At 72.2% G+C, this 17789-nt stretch carries 15 protein-coding genes and 1 tRNA gene; 11 read left to right on the forward strand and 5 right to left on the reverse strand.

Going from position 1 to position 17789, the window contains the following annotated elements:
* Positions 1 to 26: 26 nt before the first annotated feature.
* Genes NL114_RS14500 through NL114_RS14510 form a run of 3 tightly spaced genes read right to left on the reverse strand, consistent with a single transcriptional unit; the run spans position 27 to position 2985 of the window.
* Complete coding sequence (locus NL114_RS14500; RefSeq protein WP_254821633.1) at positions 27 to 1073, reverse strand: carbohydrate kinase family protein; 1047 nt, start codon at positions 1071 to 1073, stop codon at positions 27 to 29.
* Positions 1074 to 1127: 54 nt separating this feature from the next.
* On the reverse strand, positions 1128 to 1841 hold the full coding sequence (locus tag NL114_RS14505; protein ID WP_254821634.1) for a type 1 glutamine amidotransferase: 714 nt from the start codon (positions 1839 to 1841) through the stop codon (positions 1128 to 1130).
* Position 1842: 1 nt separating this feature from the next.
* Positions 1843 to 2985: a glutamate-cysteine ligase family protein gene (locus NL114_RS14510; RefSeq protein WP_254821635.1), complete on the reverse strand. Its 1143-nt coding sequence runs from the start codon at positions 2983 to 2985 to the stop codon at positions 1843 to 1845.
* Positions 2986 to 3350: 365 nt separating this feature from the next.
* Here NL114_RS14510 and NL114_RS14515 point away from each other — a divergent pair.
* The 4 genes from NL114_RS14515 (at position 3351) to NL114_RS14530 (ending at position 7636) form a co-directional block, all read left to right on the forward strand.
* A tRNA-Val gene (locus NL114_RS14515) sits at positions 3351 to 3425 on the forward strand.
* 225 nt (positions 3426 to 3650) lie between these two features.
* Complete coding sequence (locus tag NL114_RS14520) at positions 3651 to 4715, forward strand: thiamine ABC transporter substrate-binding protein (protein WP_254821636.1); 1065 nt, start codon at positions 3651 to 3653, stop codon at positions 4713 to 4715.
* Positions 4716 to 4797: 82 nt separating this feature from the next.
* On the forward strand, positions 4798 to 6570 hold the full coding sequence (locus NL114_RS14525; protein WP_254824720.1) for an ABC transporter permease: 1773 nt from the start codon (positions 4798 to 4800) through the stop codon (positions 6568 to 6570).
* On the forward strand, positions 6560 to 7636 hold the full coding sequence (locus NL114_RS14530; RefSeq protein WP_254821637.1) for an ABC transporter ATP-binding protein: 1077 nt from the start codon (positions 6560 to 6562) through the stop codon (positions 7634 to 7636). Before NL114_RS14525 ends, NL114_RS14530 begins: the two co-directional genes overlap by 11 nt.
* A 96-nt stretch (positions 7637 to 7732) precedes the next feature.
* Here the strand turns inward: NL114_RS14530 and NL114_RS14535 are convergent, their stop codons facing one another.
* Positions 7733 to 8278, reverse strand: a complete 546-nt coding sequence (locus tag NL114_RS14535) for a hypothetical protein (RefSeq protein ID WP_254821638.1) — start codon at positions 8276 to 8278, stop codon at positions 7733 to 7735.
* A gap of 111 nt (positions 8279 to 8389) precedes the next feature.
* On the opposite strand from NL114_RS14535, the gene NL114_RS14540 reads away from it, so the two are divergent.
* The 5 genes from NL114_RS14540 (at position 8390) to NL114_RS14560 (ending at position 15089) form a co-directional block, all read left to right on the forward strand.
* Complete coding sequence (locus tag NL114_RS14540) at positions 8390 to 8995, forward strand: FxsA family protein (protein WP_254821639.1); 606 nt, start codon at positions 8390 to 8392, stop codon at positions 8993 to 8995.
* Between the two features lie 325 nt (positions 8996 to 9320).
* The gene (locus NL114_RS14545; RefSeq protein ID WP_254821640.1) at positions 9321 to 11447 is read left to right on the forward strand and encodes a DUF4129 domain-containing protein; all 2127 of its coding nucleotides are present in this window, start codon (positions 9321 to 9323) and stop codon (positions 11445 to 11447) included.
* Positions 11444 to 12148 carry a DUF7269 family protein gene (locus NL114_RS14550; protein ID WP_254821641.1) on the forward strand — a complete coding sequence of 235 codons (705 nt, stop codon included), beginning with the start codon at positions 11444 to 11446 and terminating at the stop codon, positions 12146 to 12148. The genes NL114_RS14545 and NL114_RS14550 overlap by 4 nt, the downstream gene beginning before the upstream one ends.
* The gene (locus tag NL114_RS14555; RefSeq protein ID WP_254821642.1) at positions 12145 to 13500 is read left to right on the forward strand and encodes a DUF58 domain-containing protein; all 1356 of its coding nucleotides are present in this window, start codon (positions 12145 to 12147) and stop codon (positions 13498 to 13500) included. The genes NL114_RS14550 and NL114_RS14555 overlap by 4 nt, the downstream gene beginning before the upstream one ends.
* Entirely contained in the window at positions 13497 to 15089 is a 1593-nt protein-coding gene (locus NL114_RS14560; RefSeq protein WP_254821643.1) for a DUF7519 family protein, read from the forward strand. Before NL114_RS14555 ends, NL114_RS14560 begins: the two co-directional genes overlap by 4 nt.
* Positions 15090 to 15113: 24 nt before the next feature.
* Here NL114_RS14560 and NL114_RS14565 read toward each other — a convergent pair whose 3' ends face one another.
* The gene (locus tag NL114_RS14565; protein WP_254821644.1) at positions 15114 to 16070 is read right to left on the reverse strand and encodes an AAA family ATPase; all 957 of its coding nucleotides are present in this window, start codon (positions 16068 to 16070) and stop codon (positions 15114 to 15116) included.
* A gap of 147 nt (positions 16071 to 16217) precedes the next feature.
* On the opposite strand from NL114_RS14565, the gene NL114_RS14570 reads away from it, so the two are divergent.
* The gene (locus tag NL114_RS14570) at positions 16218 to 16889 is read left to right on the forward strand and encodes a hypothetical protein (protein WP_254821645.1); all 672 of its coding nucleotides are present in this window, start codon (positions 16218 to 16220) and stop codon (positions 16887 to 16889) included.
* A 113-nt stretch (positions 16890 to 17002) separates the two neighbouring features.
* Positions 17003 to 17740, forward strand: coding sequence for a CehA/McbA family metallohydrolase (locus NL114_RS14575; RefSeq protein ID WP_254821646.1), 738 nt, complete (start codon positions 17003 to 17005; stop codon positions 17738 to 17740).
* Positions 17741 to 17789: the final 49 nt, after the last annotated feature.

Consider the following 17789-nt stretch of genomic DNA (forward strand, 5'->3'; position numbering starts at 1 on the left):
CGCGGCCTGCGTCGGCCGGCGGTGACTCAGTCGTCGGCCCCCGGTGCCGGCCGCTCCGCGAGGAACTCGGCCAGCGCCTCGTGTGTGCCCGTCTCGCCGTGTTCGATGAAGTAGGTCGCACACGAGTTGCCGAGCGCCAGCGCCGCCTCGACTCCGAGTCCGTTCCCGAGGGCGTGTGCCAGCCCGGCAGTGAACCGGTCGCCAGCGCCCGTCCGGCGGGTGATGGAGCGGGCGTCGAAGTTCTCCACTCGGGTCGTGCTCCCGTCGAACCGCTCGTCGGTGACCGCCAGCGCCGCCGCCTCCTCGTGGCGGACGACCCCCGCGATGTCGAGCGCCGTGCGGAGTTCGCGCTCCCGGGCCGGGCGGGCCTCCGGGGCCACGTCGAGGCGTTCCGCCAGCGCCCGGAGTTCCCCTCCGTTCGCGCTCAACACGACCGGCGTGGTCTCGTCCAGTCGTCGCATCGCGTCGCGCAGGTCGTGTACCGATTTGGCGGCGCTCCCGCCCAGGTCTCCCGGGTCAAGCACCACCGGACAGTCCAGGTCGTAGGTCGCGAGCGTCCGCATCGCTGGTGTCAGCTCCCGGAACGTGACCCAGTTGGCCAGGCAGACCGCGCCCGCCCGCTCCACCCGGTCACGGAACGGGGCCGCGTTCTCCTGGAGGCTCGCGAACGACCAGTCGCGGATGGTCGGTGGCGTCCGCGAGAGCATCAGGTCCGTCCGGTCGAACGAGAGTACCGTCACCTCGGCGGGGGTCCCCATCGAGTAGGTCTCGAACGGGAACGTCAGCAGCGGGTCGTCGAGGTGGCCGAACAGCGTCACCTCGTCGCCCAGCGCGTGGGCCTGCCGTGCGGCGTTGACCGCCTGGCCGCCCGGCTGCCTGTCGTACTCCTCCAGCCGGACCGACCGGGTGTCCCCGTTCGCGACGTGGCGACCGAACGTCTCGCGCGACGTTACCGGCGCCTCCCCCCCGTCGTACACCCGACACAGCGTGTCCACGCTCCCGTCCGGCAGACAGACGACCGGCAGGCTCCCGTCGGGGTCGGTGAGGTGTTCGGCGAGGCGCTCGTACGGCATCCGCCCGGACGGTCGTCCCCCCGGCGCCTAAATCCACCCCAACCGGTGACCCGCTCACCCCGTCGTGGCCCGGTCGGTCCGGACCTCACGGACGTAGTCGAGGAAGTTGTCGAACAGCCGGCTGGCCTCGCGCGCCGCTTCGTAGTTCGCCACGGTGATCCCGTCGAGCACGCGCCGGATCCGCTCGTCCGCGAGCTGGTCCGCCTTGCCCCGGGTGACGGTGGCGGCCGTCTCCATGTCGTACTCCGGGTGGAACTGGACGGCGAACGCCCGCCCCTTCCGGAAGCCGTGGATGCCGTAGTCGTTGCGGGCGAAGACGGTCGCCCCCGGCGGCGCGTCGACCACCCTGTCGGAGTGGGTCGTGAAGACGGTGAAGTCGTCGGTGACCCCATCGAGCAGCCGATTCTCGCCGTCCTGCTGGACGGTCCGGTAGCCGATCTCGTACTCGTCCATCGGCTCGACACGGCCCCCGAGCACGTCCGCGAGGAGCTGGTGACCGTAACAGACACCCAGCGCCGGTACGCCCGCCGCCACCGCCTCCCGGACCCAGCGTTTGAGGTGGCCGATCCATTCCCGGTCCCAGTAGACCGACGCTCGCGAGCCGGTGACGACGACCCCGTCGAACGCGAACCCGTCGGGCAACTCGCCGCTCGGGCAGTGGAACTCGACGATGTCGGCATCGAGTTCGCGCCGGAAGTTCCGGCTCGTCGCCTCGGCCTCGTGGGCCGCGTTCAGCAGGGCGATACGGGGCTCGCTCACGGGACTCATGTCAGTCGGCATCGAGCGAACGGGCCCGGCGGACATCCCGATGGAGTCGGTCGGCGTACTCCAGCCGGAGGTCGCGGGCGGTCGACGGCGAGACTGGGTCCCGGCCGTCGAGTTCGTTCGCGAGCGGGTCGTAGGCGTCGACGTCGAACCCCATCCGGTCGAGGTACGACCGGAGCGGCGCCGCGTCCAGCCCCTCGTGGATGGCCTCGTCCACGCGCTCGAGCACCACCTCGAACGGGGGGAGTACGACCTCCGACCCGTCGATGCGCCCCTCGCCGGCGCCCATCCGGACCGTCCCCCGGCGGACCGCGTCGACGACCGACGCGAGCCGGCTCGCCAGCCGAAGCACCTGGCTCGGCAGGGCCGTGTCGGGGGACCGCCACTCGACGGTGCCGAACGTCTCGCGGAACTGGACGGGCGTCCAGACGGCGCTCTCCGGATCGAAGCTGCCGGCGACGGCCGTCCGGTCGACCCCAGCCTCCAGCGCCGCGGTCACGAAGGCCTCGTGGCGCCGCTCCAGCCGCCGTCGCCACTCCTCGACGCTCCGTATGTACGGCCACAACCGCCCCTGGTGCGGGAGGCCGTCGTAGGCCAGCCGCCGATACAGCTCCGACCGGGCCCCGGCCGCCAGCCGTTGCCCCTCGAAGTACGGCGAGGAGTTGACCAGCGCCAGCGCCGGGTCGAGTGCGACGAACGTGTTCAGCTGGTCGACTGCCGACCCCGGCTGCTGCTCGACGTGGATGTGGGTGCCCGCACAGTGGCGCACGTGCGCGAACGCCTCGCCGACCACCTCGTTCTGGATGCGCGTCCGTTCGGCCGGTAGCTCGGCCACCGACTCGGCCGCTATCGGCGTTCCCAGCGGGACGAGCCTGCGGTCCAGTTCGTCCGCGCGGTCGAGGACCGCCCCGAGCCGGCCCAGCAGCTCGGTCCGTAGTTCGGCCTCGCTCGTACACGGCGTGGTCTTCACCTCCAGCAGCGGCTCGACGAACTCGCGCTCGACGCCGGGCGCCGCCTCGACCAGTGCCCCCGGCTCGGTCAGCCGTCCCCGCTCGTCGACGACCCAGTACTCCACCTCGACGCTCCGTCGGATTCCCTCGGCACCCCGGTCGGTGCCACCGACACGCCGGTTCCGAGTCTGCCCCATCAGCTCCCTCCCTCCATGGGGAACTGGCACGGAACGACACTGGATACCACCGGATTGCGGTCGGTGCTACCTCCTGAGCCCGAACGGGACGACGCCGGGACCGGATACGACACCACGACTCGACGATTCACAGAGAGATATTCGACGAGTGGTGCACTTGTAGCAGATGATTGCGACGATAGTTCCGGTAGCTGTTGAAGATATGGACATTCAAAATTATATTTGGCGATTAGGTGTGTATATGTTGTGTAGTGGGTGCTGTCGGTGTCGTTCGCCCTCTCGTGGGGTCGCAGGCGACGGCGCACGTCGGCCGATGGGGGCAATCGGCAACCCTTAAGGTTCGCGCCACCGCTACCTCGGGATACGGGTCGGTGGTCTAGTCCGGTTATGACGGCTCCTTCACACGGAGCAGGCCGGCGGTTCGAATCCGCCCCGACCCATCCTGCGACGAACGAACGTGAGGAGCGGATGAGCTCGGCGGATTCCGAACCCTGCCACGAACGAGCGGAGCGAGCGAAGTGGCTCCGGTTCAACTCCGCCCCGACCCACTTGCTGACCGGTCACTCGTGAAGGAGCGTCGCGTCTCCCGTCCCACGCGGCCCCGCCCCGACGGGCGGCATCCGCGACCCGGTCGATTATATACAACGAGGTGTGACCACGCGGTAGTGAACCGACGGAACTTCCTCGCGGCGGCGGGCGGCGCGGCGACTGTCACGCTGGCGGGCTGCACCTTCGGCAGCAGCCCCGGCCGCGGCGACGGCGGCACGGACACCCTGGTCGTCGGCACGTACAGTTCCCTCATCGACTCGCCCTCCTCCTCGCCGGGCGCGTGGCTCAAATCCACGTTCGAGGAGGAGTTCGACATCGACCTGGTGTGGCAGACTCCGAGCAACGAGCTGAGCCACTACGTCCAGCGCCAGCAGGCGGGCGTGGATATCGAGGCCGACCTGTACATGGGCCTCAATCCCGAGGACCTCGTCCGCGTCGACCGGGAGCTGGACGAGGCGCTGTTCGCCGAGGCCGGCGACATCGAGGGGCGGTCCGACATCAAGCCCGGACTGCAGTTCGACCCGCAGGAGCGGGCGCTCCCGTACGACACGGGCTACGTCAGCCTCGTCTTCGACGGTACCGAGATGACCGCGCCGGAGACGTTCGAGGGACTGCTGGCCGACGAGGTGCGGGGCGACCTCATCGCGCAGAACCCCGGCAGCTCCTCGACGGGCCGGGCCTTCCTCCTGCATACGGTCAAGGAGTTCGGCCCGGAGGGCTACCTCGACTACTGGGCGGACCTGCAGGCCAACGACGTGCAGGTACTGGGGTCGTGGGACGACTCGTACAGCGCCTGGAGCAGCGGCGAGGCGCCGATGGTCGTCTCCTACTCCACCGACCGGGTGTTCGCGGACGAGTCGGGGGCGAACCTGGAAGAACACCGGATCCGGTTCCTCAACGACCAGGCGTACGCCAACCCCGAGGGGATGGCCGTGTTCGCCGACAGCGACCGGCCGGAGGCGGCGCGACAGTTCATGTCGTTCCTCCTGCGCCCCGAGATCCAGGGCGAGATCGCCGTCCGGAACGTCCAGTTCCCCGCCACCGACACGGTCATCCTCCCCGAGGACTACGCCGAGCTGGCCCGGGAGCCGCCGGAACCGGTGACGTTCACCTACGATGAGCTGCAGGGGAACGTGAGCGACTGGATCTCCGACTGGGAGCGCCAGTTCGCCGGTAACTGAACCGGTGACCGGACAGCGTCCAGCGAGCGACGAGGCGTCGGCAGACGACGATGGGGGGCCCGCGGGCGGGCGTTCCGGCAGCCTGCGCCGGGTCCGTGCGGCCGTCGAGCGGCGGGCGCTCCCGGTGCTCGCGGCTGCCGTCCTCGCGCTGCTGGTCGTGATGTTCTACTACCCGGTCGCGACGGTGTTCGTCGACGCCGTACTGGTGGAGGGGCGGCTGACGCTGCGGGTGTTCGCGGCCATCCTCACGGACCCGTTCTACCTCGGGGAACTCGCCCGGCTGTTCGCCGGCGACTCACCGCTGGCCGTCCTCCGGGCGCTGCTCTCGCCGGATCGGCGGCTCGGCATCGTCGGCTTCACCGCGTACCAGGCCGCGCTCTCGACGGTCGTCAGCGTCGCCGTCGGGGTGCCGCTGGCGTACCTGCTGGCCCGGTACGAGTTCCCCGGGCGCCGGACGGTGCGCTCGCTGACCATCCTCCCGTTCGTGCTGCCCTCCATCATGGTCGCGGTCGGCTTCTTCGCGGCGTTCGGCGCCGACGGGACGCTGAACGCCGCCCTCGCCGCGGTCGGGCTGGGACCCGTCGACCTCCTGCCGAGTCTCGAGGCCATCGTCATCGCGCACGCGTTCTACAACGCGCCGCTGGTCGCGCGCATCACGACCGCGTCGTGGGAGTCGGTCGACGCCAGTGCCGTCGAGACGGCGCGGAGCCTCGGTGCGGGCCCCTTCCGTGCCTTCCGCGACGTGGTGTGGCCACAGGTCTACCCGGCGGTGCTGATGAGCGCGGCGCTGACCTTCGTGTTCACCTTCGGTACCTTCCCCATCGTGCTCGCGCTGGGGGGCTTCGAACTGGCGACTCTGGAGGTGTTCATCTACGGGCTCATCCGCGACCTGGCGTACGCCGAGGGCGCGGCGCTGGCGCTGCTCGAACTGGCCATCTCCCTGACGGTGCTGTACGGCTACCTCCGGTACGAGGCGGCGCACACGGTCGAGGCTGGCGGCATCCGGCCACAGGAACGTCGGCCCCTCCGCCCGCCCTCGTGGTCGCTCCGCGAACTGCTCCCCCGGGTCGGGCTGGCCGCGTACGCGGTCGTCGCGCTCGTGCTGTTCTGTCTCCCCATCGCGAGCATGGTGTCCGCCAGCCTCTCGGGGCCGGCGGGGTTCACGCTGGAGCACTACCGCTTCCTGCTGGAGCGGCAGGCCACCGGGGCGTCGTTCCAGGTCCGGCCGTGGCCCGCGGTCCGGAACTCGCTGCTGTTCGGGGCTGCGGCGCTCGCGGTGGCGCTCCCGATGGGCGTCGTCGTCTCGGTGCTGACGACGCGTGACTACGCCGGCCGGGAACTGGTCGACACCGTGGCGATGGCGCCGCTCTCCGTGTCGAGCATCGTCGTGGGGCTGGGACTGCTCCGGGGACTCGTCTTCGGCGTCGAGCTCGGCGGCGTGCGCGTCGCCGTCGGCGGAGCGCTGGCCATCGTCGCGGCACACGCCGTCTCAGGGTACCCCTTCGTGGTCCGGATCGTCGCGCCCGGACTGGCGTCGCTGGACCGACAGCTGGTCGAGTCCGCGCGGGCACTGGGCGCGCCGCGGGCGCGTGCATTGCTGGACATCGAACTCCCGCTGGTGTGGCCCGCGGTCGTCGCCGGCGCCGCCTTCGCCGCCGCCATCTCCATCGGCGAGTTCTCCGCGACGGCCGTCCTCGCCTCCGGAACCGGCCAGTACACGATGCCCATCGCCATCGAGCGGTTCATCGGCCGGCGGCTCGGCCCCGCGACGGCGATGGGCGTCGTCCTGCTGGTCGTGACGAGCGGGAGCTTCCTCCTCATCGACCGGTTCGGGGGTGACCGCGTTGGCCTCTGACCCGCCCCCGGCGCTGGAGCTGGACGGCGTGACCCGGCGCTACGGCGGCACGACCGCGGTCGACGACCTCTCGCTGTCGGTCGACGAGGGCGAGTTCTTCACGCTCGTCGGTCCCTCGGGCTGCGGGAAGACGACGACCCTCCGGCTCATCGCGGGCTTCGAGGCACCCACCAGTGGCACGGTCCGGTTCGGCGGCCGCGACGTGGCCGGGGTCCCGCCAGAGGACCGCGATGCCGGCGTGGTCTTCCAGAGCTACGCCCTCTTCCCCCACATGACGGTCGCGGAGAACGTCGCGTACGGGCTGAACTTCGTGGACCCGCCGGGCGGGGTGAGCGAGGCCGAGCGGGTGGCCGAACTGCTCGAACTGGTCGACCTGCCCGACGCGGGCGACCGCGACCCCGACAGCCTCTCGGGCGGCCAGCAACAGCGCGTCGCGATGGCCCGGGCGCTGGCCCCCGGCCCCGACGTGCTCCTGCTCGACGAGCCGATGAGCGCGCTGGACGCCCGCCTCCGCGAGCAGCTCCGGGTCCAGGTCCGGGAGATACAGCAGGAGCTGGGCATCACGACGGTGTACGTCACCCACGACCAGGAGGAGGCCCTCGCCATCTCCGACCGGGTGGCCGTGATGCGCGACGGCGCCGTCGAGCAGGTCGGCCGGCCGCGGGATATCTACCGGCGGCCCGCCTCCCGGTTCGTCGCCGAGTTCGTGGGCGACAACAACGTCCTCGACGGGGAAGTCCGCGCCGTCGCGGACGGGACGGCCACGGTCGTGGTCGGCGGGGAGCCGTTGTCGGTCGGGCTCGCCGACTGGGACGGCGGGGCGGTCTCGGTCGGCGACCGGCTCACCGTCTGTGTTCGGCCCGAGGCGCTGTCGGTCGGCGGTGGGCCGAACTGTCTCACCGCGACCGTCGAGAGCGCGGAGTTCCTCGGCGAGACGACACGGGTCCACCTCGACTGGACCGGTCACGAGCTCCTGCTCCGGACGCGAGACCCGTTGACCGGCGAGGTGACGGTCGGGTTCGACCCCGCAGACGCTCATGTGGTCGCGCGTCACGACCATATGTGAGTCCGCCGAGACGAGGCAGAATCCGCCACGGGCAGGTCCGGCACGGCGACCGCAGGCCTGGACGGGCCCGACCAGCGACCGGCGACCACGAGAACGCTACCGCCGGGGTCGGCGCTCGTTCTCGTCCGGCTGTTGTTCGCCCGGCTGTTGTTCGCCCGGCTGCTGCTCGACCGGCTGGTCAGGGTCGGCGATATCGTCGGCGAGGTCTTGGTACCCGAGACGCTTGGCCACCCGTGCGGCGCCCCAGCGGAGCTTCTCGACCTGCGGGATGTTCCGGATGGTCACGAGCAACTGCCCCGCGCCCAGAAGGCCCATGAAGCCGAGACTGATGGCGAACAGGTAGTCCCCGCCGAGGTAGAAGTTGACCGCGAACACGAAGAAGCCGAGGCTGAACCCGGCCTCGATCTTCGCCTCCAGCAGGTTGATGGTCCGGTCGACCTTGTCGAGGCGGCGGTCGACGGCCACCAGCGTCCGGTTGGCCTCCTTGACGGCCTCGCCGGCCTCGTCCTCGACGCGCTCGACCCGTTCCAGCGTATCGTTGACATCGTTCACGAGGTCCTCCGCCTGGGTGATGGCCTCCGTGAACCCGTCGTCGCTCAGTAGTTCGACCAGTTGGCGGACGTTGTTGACCTCCGACAGCATACCCACACCAGAAACGGCGAGCCTATCCCTCTTTGGGCGGGCCGACATCGGAGCGGGCGCGGGCGTGGCTCCAGGCCAAGCGTTTTGCGTCGCACCCGCCGAGCCACTGGTATGTTCGGCCTCCTGCTGTTGTTCGCCCTGCTTCTCTCGCTGGCCGATGCCCTCTTCCTCGTGGTCGTCGCGGGGGAGATCGGCGCGCTCCCGACGGTCGGGCTGGTAGTACTGACCGCCCTGCTCGGCTCGTTGCTCGTCCGCAGCGAGGGCCGGGCCACGCTCCGTCGCCTCCAGCGGCGCGCCCAGCAGATGGAGGCCCCGACCGACGAACTGCTGGACGGCGCGCTCATCCTCGCGGGCGGCGCGTTCCTCATCACCCCCGGCCTGCTGACCGACCTGACCGGGTTCCTGTTCGTCGCCCCGTTCACGCGCTACCCGCTCCGGGTCGCGCTCAAGCGGTGGGTCGTCGGCCCGTACATCCGCGAGAAGATGGAGAACGGCAGTATCAACGTCCAGTTCGGGTCGATAGGTGGTGGCGGCGGCTTCGGGGGTGCGGGGGGCGCGGGGAGCGCCGGTGGCGCTGGCTGGTCGGGCCCCGACGACGGACCCGGTGGCCGGTCGTCCTCCGGCGACTCGGACGGCGGAGACGACGTCTACGACCTCGGAGACGACGCCTACGACATCGATGTCGGGGAGACCGAAGAGGAAGGCCGGGAGCGGTGACCGATACCCGCGGCGGCTGATTCACTGACGGTATCCCATCGCCCCCGGCTATCCTCTTGCTCAGTGAATATCCATTCAAAATATCCAATCCTGCATAAGTTGCGCATTTATTCGCATAATTCGGGTTAAAAATACGAAACTTTCATGTAACGGATTCTCGAATGCCTCAGGCAGGTTACGACGGGGCGACTACCGACCGGCCGCGAGCGCCGTTATGACCGTCGCAGCGCGCGGCCGGGATGAGGGGTAACAAGCCCCGGTGTCCACAACGCATAAACGGCCGCCCGGGCACGGTTACCCGAATGGACGCCAGGGGGGTCAGACGGTGACCGGAAGCGGCCGCCAGCCGGGTCGGGCGCTACTCGCGCTGGTGGCGGCGTTCGGACTCGTGCTCGCGGCGGGTATCCTGCCGATGTTCGGCGCTGCCGCGCCGGCCGGTGATGTGGCCCGCGAGATCGGCGCCCTCGCCAGCGACGGCGCCGGGGACGGCGAGGGGGGGCCGTCAGTGCGCGCGCCCGGCGGGTCCGGTGGGTCAGGCGGCCCCGGCGGGTCCGGCGGGCCCGGACTGGGCGACAGCGGCGTGCTGGGCGGCGACGCACCGGCACCACTCGTCGAGAGCCTGCTGCGCCTCGTCGGTGGCCCGCGAGGGAGTGGTGGCGGTGGCGGTGGTGGCGGTGGTGGCGGTGGTGGTAGCGGCGGCGCGGCTGGTAGTGGTGGTGGGTCCGGCGGTAGCGGTGGCGGGTCCGGTGGCGGCGGCCTGTTCGGCGGCGGTGGTGGCAGCGGCGGTGGCGCCGGCAGCAGTGGTGGTAGCGGCGGCGGGCTGCTCGGCGACCTGTTCGGTGGCGGCGGTTCGAGCGGTTCGGGGGGCGCCGGCGATAACGGCGGCTCACAGGCCGGCACCGGCGCCGACGGCGGCTGCCTGTCGTCGGGCGAGTACCGGCTCTGCTTCGGCAGCAAGCTCACCGCCGGGAGCGAGACGACGGTGCGGGTCACGCGCGACGGTGAGCCGGCGTCCGGTGTCGTCGTCACGTTCGACGGCGAGGCGGTCGGCCGGACGGACGCCGACGGGGAGGTCACCGCCATCGTCCCGTACGTGCGCCAGCTCTCGGTCGGCGTGCGCGCCCCGGCGAGTGCAATCCAGCCGGTCGCGGACCGGCAGTACTCGCTCGCACAGCCCGACGACGGGGCGGTCACCGTGACGGTCGACAGCGACCTGCGCATCGAGGTGGCGGACGACCCCGACCCCGGCGGCACGGTGGGCATCCGGACGCTGGTCGGTGACCAGCCGGTGCCGGACGCGACCGTCCGAGTCGACGGCGAGACGGTCGGACGGACGGACCGCGCGGGGCGCCTGCAGGTCCCGCTGCCGGTCGCGGAGACGGCGACCGTCGCGGCCGAGCGTGGCGACCTCGCGGCGTCGCGGAGCCTCACGCTCGCGCGGATCGAGGTCACCCTGGGCGCGGGGCTCGTGCCCCTGGCGGTTCCCGGACAGCCGACGACCGTCACGGTCACCGACGGCGGCGAGCCGGTGACGAACGCAAGCGTCGCGGTCGCCGGGGGTACGGCCGGGCGGACGGACGCGAACGGCACCGTCGCGGCGATGCTGCCGCTCGCACCGACGACGGACGTGACGGTCACGACGGCGGCGGGGCTGGCGGTCACCCGGTCGAAGGCCATCTTCGTCGGGCCGCTGGTCGCGCTGTTGCTCCTGCTGGGCCTGCTCGGCGCGGTCGGCTACGTCTACCGGCAGTCCGAGGTGACCGGTCGCGGGCTGCTGGCGCAGGCACGGGCGACGCTGTCGGCGCTCGCCGCGGACCTGCTGTCGGCGCTGGTCGGGCTGTCGAGCGGCATCGAGGAGGTCCTGGCCGACCTGCGCGAGGAGCTGCGAGCGGCCATCGCCGCCGTCTCGGCGCCGGACGTGTCGGTGCGCGCGTTCGTCCGCGAGCGCCTGGCCGCGTTGCGGGCCGCCGTCCGCGGTGCGCTCGGTGCGCCGCTGGCCCGACTCCGGAACCGGGGCGAGACGGGCACCGATACGGGTGCCGCCACGGCGGCGGCGACCGACGCGGACCGTGTCGACCCGCGCGAGCGCATCGAGCGGCTCTGGGGCCGGTTCGTTCGTCGGGTCGGGCTCACGCGGGCGCGGACGCGAACGCCCGGCGAGGTCGCGGGGCAGGGCGTCTCACGCGGGCTCCCGCCCGAGCCGGTGGAGCGACTGACCGACGCCTTCCGCGTCGTCGAGTACAGCGATGCCGACCCCGCGGCCCACGTCGAGGCCGCGACGGACGCGGCCGGAGAACTGGACCTCGACGGGGACGCGACGCCCGACGAGATGGACGGAGCTGGGTCCGTCGACGGGACGGACACCGACGGCCCGGTCGGTGAGGGAGATGCCGACGAGCCAGCAACGGCGGCCGGGACGAGCGACTCGGCTACGGAGGAGGGATTCCGATGAGTAGCGGCGACGACGTGCGCCTCCGGAACTCGGTCCTCGGCATCGGTAGCCTGCTGGCGGTCCTCCTCGCGGCGGTGGCGGTGCTGGCACCGGGTGCGGTCCCGCTGCCGCCGCCGGTCCGGGCCGTGCTGACGACGCTGCCGCCGGGCGTAGTGCTCGCGATGCTCGTGTTCGTCGGGGTCGTCCTGCTGCTGGTCCGGTCGCGCGGGTCGCGAGCCGACCCGCCGGAGCCGCTCGTCGAGCGCGAGGTGCCGACCGCCCGCGCGACGGAACTGGGCAGCGAGTTCGACGACCGGCTGGCGACGGCGACCGACCTCGACGCCGACAGGGCGCGCCGCCTGACCGCACGCGAGTCGGTTGAGGCGACCGTCCGCGATAGCGCCGTCGAGGCGTACGCGCTGGACGCCGGCGTGGACCGGGAGGCCGCGGCCCGGGCCGTCGAGAGCGGCGCGTGGACCGAGGACCGCCGGGCGAGCGCCCTCGTTGGCGGGCCCGGGGCGCCGAGCCCCTCGCGACTCCGGTGGCTGCTCGACCTGCTGCTGACCGGGAGCGCCTACCGCCGCCGCGTCCGCCACGCGGTCGCCGAGGTCGAGCGACTGCTGGCCGGTGACCCCGGGGAGGGCGGTGGCGACGACGGCGACCAGGCGACCGAGACCCTGGCTGACGGAGCCGGAGCCGGAGACGGAGGTGCGTCCGCGTGAGCACCGGCCGACTGCGACCCGGGCTGCTGGCCGCGCTCGGTGCCGGCGTGCTCGGGCTGGCCACGGGTGAGCCGCTGTTCCTGTTCCTCGGGCTGGTCCCGCTCGCGTACGGTCTCTTCGGCTATCTCAGCGGCGCGCCGCCGGCGACCATCGCGGTCGAGCGGGCCGTCAGCGACACCGAGCCGCGTCCGGGCGACACTGTGACCGTCACGCTCACCGTCGAGAACGAGGGTGACCGGCCGCTCGCCGACGTCCGGGTGGCCGACGACCCGCCCGGCGGGGTCCCGGTCGACGGCCCGACACAGCTCGCGACGGCGCTCCGGCCGGGCGAGACGACGAGCCTGACGTACGAGATGAGTCTCCCCCGCGGCACGTTCGAGTTCGGCGAGGTCACGGCCCGGAGCCGGAGCCTCGCGGGCGCGGTCGTCGAGGAGACGGCGGTCGAGGCCGCGGGCGACGGGCTGGTGACCTGTCAGACGCTGCTCGACGCGGTGCCGCTGCAGGACCACACCATCCAGTTCGTGGGCCGGACGCCGACCGACACGGGCGGGAGTGGGGTCGAGTTCTACGCCACCCGTGACTACCACCGCGGCGACCCGGTCGGGCGCATCGACTGGAACCGCTACGCCCGGACGGGGGAGCTGACGACCGTCGAACTGCGCGAGGAGCGCGCGATGACCGTCGTCTTCATCGTCGACGACCGCGCGGGGGTCCAGCGGTCGGTGCCCGGCTACGGCCCCGACTCGCTCGACCTGGCGACGTACGCGGTCTCGCGGGCGCTCCCCACGCTGCTGGACGAGAACCACCGCGTCGGCGTCGGCCTGCTGAGCCGCATCGCCGACGACGAGGGGTTCGTCGAGCCCGGGGGCGGCGAGGCGGTCCGGGCGGCCAGCGAGGCGACGCTCCGCGACGCTGGCGAGGGCCGGGCTCGCACGGACGGCGGTGACGCGGCCGAGGATGCGGATACCGCCGCCCCGAATGACTCGTCGGAAGCCGAACGGGAGCCGGAGTCCGTCGGCCGGCGGAACGGGCTCGCGGTCGGGCGGCGGCTGGCCGAGCGGCTGCCGCCGCGGGCGCAGGTGGTCTGCTGTACGCCCCTGACCGACGACCTCCCCGCCGGTCTCGCGGACGCGCTCGTCCAGCGGGGGTACGCCCTGACCGTCCTGTCGCCGGATATGCGCACCGCTGGCGATGCCGAGCCAACGCTCGGTCGGGAGGTGGCTGCACAGCAGCGAGAGGCCCGCCGACGCCGACTCACCCGGCGCGCGGTGCCGGTCGTGGACTGGTCGCTGGACGCGCCGCTGGCGTTCGCGCTCGCGGCGGTGTTCGACTCGTGGGGGCGGTCGCTGTGAGCACGTCCCCGCTCTCGACGGCGGCGACGCCCGGCCGTCGCGAGCGACTCCGGCAGTGGGTCGGCGGCCTCCGCCGGCGGCTCGCCCGGGTCCGTCCGGCATCGGTCGCTGGCGGCGTCGTCGCGCTCGTGGTGGCGCTGCTGGTGGGCCGTCTGGTGGTCGGGCTCGGTGCCACCGCGCAGGCGCTGCTGGCCGGTATCGTTCTCGCCAGCGGCGTGTACGCGCTCAACAGCGACCGACCGCTGGTACAGATGGGTGGTGTGGTGGTGCTGCTTCCGGGCGGGCTGCTGGTGACCGCGAGTCTCGGCGGGGCCGCATCCGTCGCCGGGCAGAGCCTCGCGGGGAGCCTGACGGTGCTGGCCGTCGTCGTCTCGGTCGGCACCATCGGGCTGGTAGCGGCGCTCTCCGGGACCACCGCCCCGGACGAGGGGCAACTGAGCGTCGCGAACTCGCGGGCGACCCGGGCGTTGCTGGGGCCGCTGGTGCTTCTGGTGGCACTCGTCCTCCCGGACCTCGGACTCGCGGCACAGCTGGCCGGCGTGGCCGCCGACATCGCCGGTGTCGTCCTCGACCACCTGCTCGCCTCGCCGCCCGACCTCGCACCCTTCGTCTTCCCGGTGCTGCTGGGCGTCACGGCCGTCCTCTGCCGGCGTGCGCTCCGGACGGTCCCGGTCGACGCCCTCGTCCAGCCGGACCGCCGTGAGGCGGTCACCCTGCGACTGGCGGCCGTCGAGCGGGCGCTCTCGCGGACGGCACTCGTCGCCGTCGGGCTCCTGTTCGCACTCGGTGTCCTGAGCGCCGTCGGCGGGTCGCCTGACCTCGCCGGCCTCCGGGCGGCCCTTCCGCCCGCACTCGCCGGCATCGTTGCGGGTGTCGTCGGTTCGACGCTGCTGCGGATGGCGCTCCTGACGCTCGCGGCCGCGGCGCTCGTCGTGACCGAGGCCTACCGGCTCGTCGCACTCGTCCGGGGGGCCAGCCCGCAATCACTGGCCCGCCGGTTCGCACCGCCGCTGGGGGGACTGCTCGCGGCCGCGGTGGTGGCGGCGCTGCTCACCGTCTCCGGCGTCGCCGGGGCGACGCGCCAGCGGCTCCTGGCGGCCGTGAACGCCTCGCTCGTCGACCTGCTCGCCGGCTTCGGCCCGTACGTGCTGAGTGTCGGCATCGCGGCGCTGGTGCTGCTGGCGGCGGTGAGCGCCCTGCGGACGCTGGGTGTGGTGACCTGGCTGGTCGCGCCGCCGCGGGCCGTCGGTCCGGCACTGGCCGGCCTCGCGTCGTTCGTCCTGGCAGCCGTGGCGCTGGTGGTCGGCGCGACGGTGCTGGCCTTCGGTGTCGCCGCGCTCGCGGTCGTCGCCTGGGATATCGGGGAGTACGGGCGTGGCCTCGGCGAGGAACTGCTGGCCGACGCCCGGACGACGCGGGCGGAGCTGACCCACGCATCGGGCAGTTTCGCCGTCGGCATCGCGGCGGTGCTGGTCGCACTGGGGCTCGGCGCGCTCCTCTCGGGGACCGCGGCTATCCCGTCGGCGGTCGGGCTGGCGGCACTGGTGCTGGCCGTCGGTGCCGCGACGCTACTGCTCTACAGTCTGTGACCGGCGGTGGTCGGTGTGTCGCTCTCAGAGGTCGTCCATCGCCGGGACGGGAACCCGGTCCAGCACGTCCTCGACGACCGCCCGCTTCTCGATGTCCCGGACCTGTGCCTCGCCCGTGAGGACGAGCCGGTGGGTCAACACCGGGTAGACGACCGCCCGAACGTCGTCCGGCGCGACGAACGAGCGCCCCTCGAGAACGGCCCGGGCGCGCGCGGCCTCGAACAGCCGCTGGACGCCACGCGGCGAGACACCGACCTCGACGCGGCTGTCCTGCCGCGTCTCGCGACCCAGGTCGACGACGTACTCGCGGATGTCGTCGTGTGTCTCGACCGTCTCGGGGACGGCCTGCAGTTCCGTGACCGTCTCGCGGTCGGTGACACGCTCGGCGCTCGGGGCCTGTGTCGTCCGGCTCGCGCGGCGGTCGATGAGTTCGAGTTCGCCGTCACGGTCCGGATAGCCCATCGAGGTCTTCACCGTGAAGCGGTCGACCTGAGCCTCGGGCAGCCGGAAGGTCCCCTCCTGCTCGACGGGGTTCTGGGTGGCGATGACGAAGAACGGCTCCGGCAGGTCGCGCGTCTCCCCGTCGACGGACACCTGTCCCTCCTCCATCGCTTCGAGCAGCGCGGCCTGGGTCTTCGGCGGCGCACGGTTGATCTCGTCCGCGAGCACGACGTTCGCGAAGACGGGCCCCTCCGAGAACTCGAAGGCGCCCTCGTGTTCGTTGTAGACGTGCGTGCCCGTGATGTCCGAGGGGAGCAGGTCCGGCGTGAACTGGATGCGCGTGAACTCCAGTCCCAGCGCCGTCGCCAGCGTCCGCGCGGTCAGCGTCTTGCCGGTTCCGGGCACGTCCTCCAGCAGCACGTGCCCGTTCGCGAGCACGCCCGTCAGCACGGTCTCGAAAAAGGAGCGCTCCCCGATGACCGTCCCCGTCACTGCCTCCAGCACCGACTCGCACTGACCGGCGGCCGCCTCGATATCCATGCCGGGTTCTCCCGTGGGCCGCCGAAATAACTTCCGTGAACCACCGTCGGCGACGGCCGTGACAACTCCCCGGAACGGGGAGGGGGTTTTAGTCGTCCCCGCACTGCTGGCATCATCCCTATGGGGGAATCTCCCGTGGACGGTGGTATGACCGACGAGAGTGCGGACGACCGGTTCCCCGCGGACGGCTGGCACAGCAAGACCGAGCCGCGGGTCGAGAGCGACGGTGGGGTCGCCCGGCCGAACGCGGACCTCGGCCGTGGAACCGAACTCCCGCCGGCTGATGCCGGGAACGCCGCCGCTGAATCGACGGACGAGTCGCTGCTGAGCCCTCACGGCCGCTCCCTGCTCGCCTACGTGGGGAGTGTCGTGGCGGTGTTCGTGGCCGCGGGCGTCGGCCTCGGCCTCGGTTCGAACTTCATCCTCGGCTTCCTCATCGAGCAGTTCGTCGAGCCGGGTGCCAGCCCGACCGACAGCACGCTCGTCAGCATCATGCTGCTCCACAACGTCATCACGCCGTTCCTCGTGGGCCCGCTGATGGCCATCGGTGCGGGCGCGCTGCTGGGCCGGGCGCTCCCGGACCGTCCCCTCACCGCGACGGCCGTCGGCGGAACGGCGTCGCTGGTCGGGTTCTACCTGATGACCGGCCTCACGCTGTTCCTCACCATCAACGTCATCGCGCAGTACTCCACCGGCGGTGGTGGGGGCGGTGGCGCCCTCGATCAGGCGGCGCTGGGCAAGCAGGTCATCGAGAGCGGCATCCCCGCGGCACTCGTCGGCGCGGCGGGCGCCTACATCGGCTCGTACATCTCCGACTGAGGCGGTCCTCCGTCTCCGACGACACGGGGCGACGGTTCCGGTTCCTCGCTTGCGGTTTCTCCCACCGCTCTCGGCCGGCGGACTTTTGCACACCCCTGCCGTAGCGCCGTCCGATGGAGGAGTCCCCGTTCAGCATCGACCCACACGTCCACTCGGAGGGCTCCTACGACGGCCGCGAACCCGTCGAACTGCTCCTCGAACACGCGGCGGACATCGACCTCGATGCCATCGTCGTCACCGACCACGACACCATCGAGGAGTCGCTGCGCGCCGCACGCCTGGCGCCGGCGTACGGGCTCGTCGGCGTCCCGGGTGTGGAGGTCTCGACCGCGGACGGCCACCTGCTCGCCATCGGCGTCGAGGAGTGTCCGACCCCGGGCCGGCCGCTCCCCGACACCGTGGCGACGGTCCGCGAGATGGGTGGGGTGGCGGTCGTCCCGCACCCGTTCCAGCGCACGCGTCACGGCGTCCCGCGCCGCCGGCTCGCGGGTGTCGACGTCGACGGCATCGAGACGTACAACGCCTGGCTGTTCACGGGCTACCGGAACCGCCGGGCGGCCGCGTTCGCGCGTCGCTACGGCCACGCCGACCTCGCGGGCAGCGACGCCCACCGCGTCGAGACCGTCGGCCGCGCGTTCACCGCGCTGGACCTGCCGACCGACGGCAGCGCGACGGCCGACGATGTGGTGGCGGCCATCCGGCGCGGCGACACCGCGGTCCACGGCCGCCGGGCGCCGCTCCACCGCTGTGCCGGCCACTACGTCAAGGGTGCCGCCCGGAAGTCCGGCTACGCGGCCCGGAAGGCCCCCGGCGTCGCCACGTCCGTGGCGTCGGCGGTCTTTCCCTTCTAGTTGTGGGTCCCAATTATCCACTTCTAGCCACGGTATTGTGGATAGAAGT

The organism is Haloglomus halophilum (genome assembly GCF_024298885.1).
Classification (GTDB): domain Archaea; phylum Halobacteriota; class Halobacteria; order Halobacteriales; family Haloarculaceae; genus Haloglomus; species Haloglomus halophilum.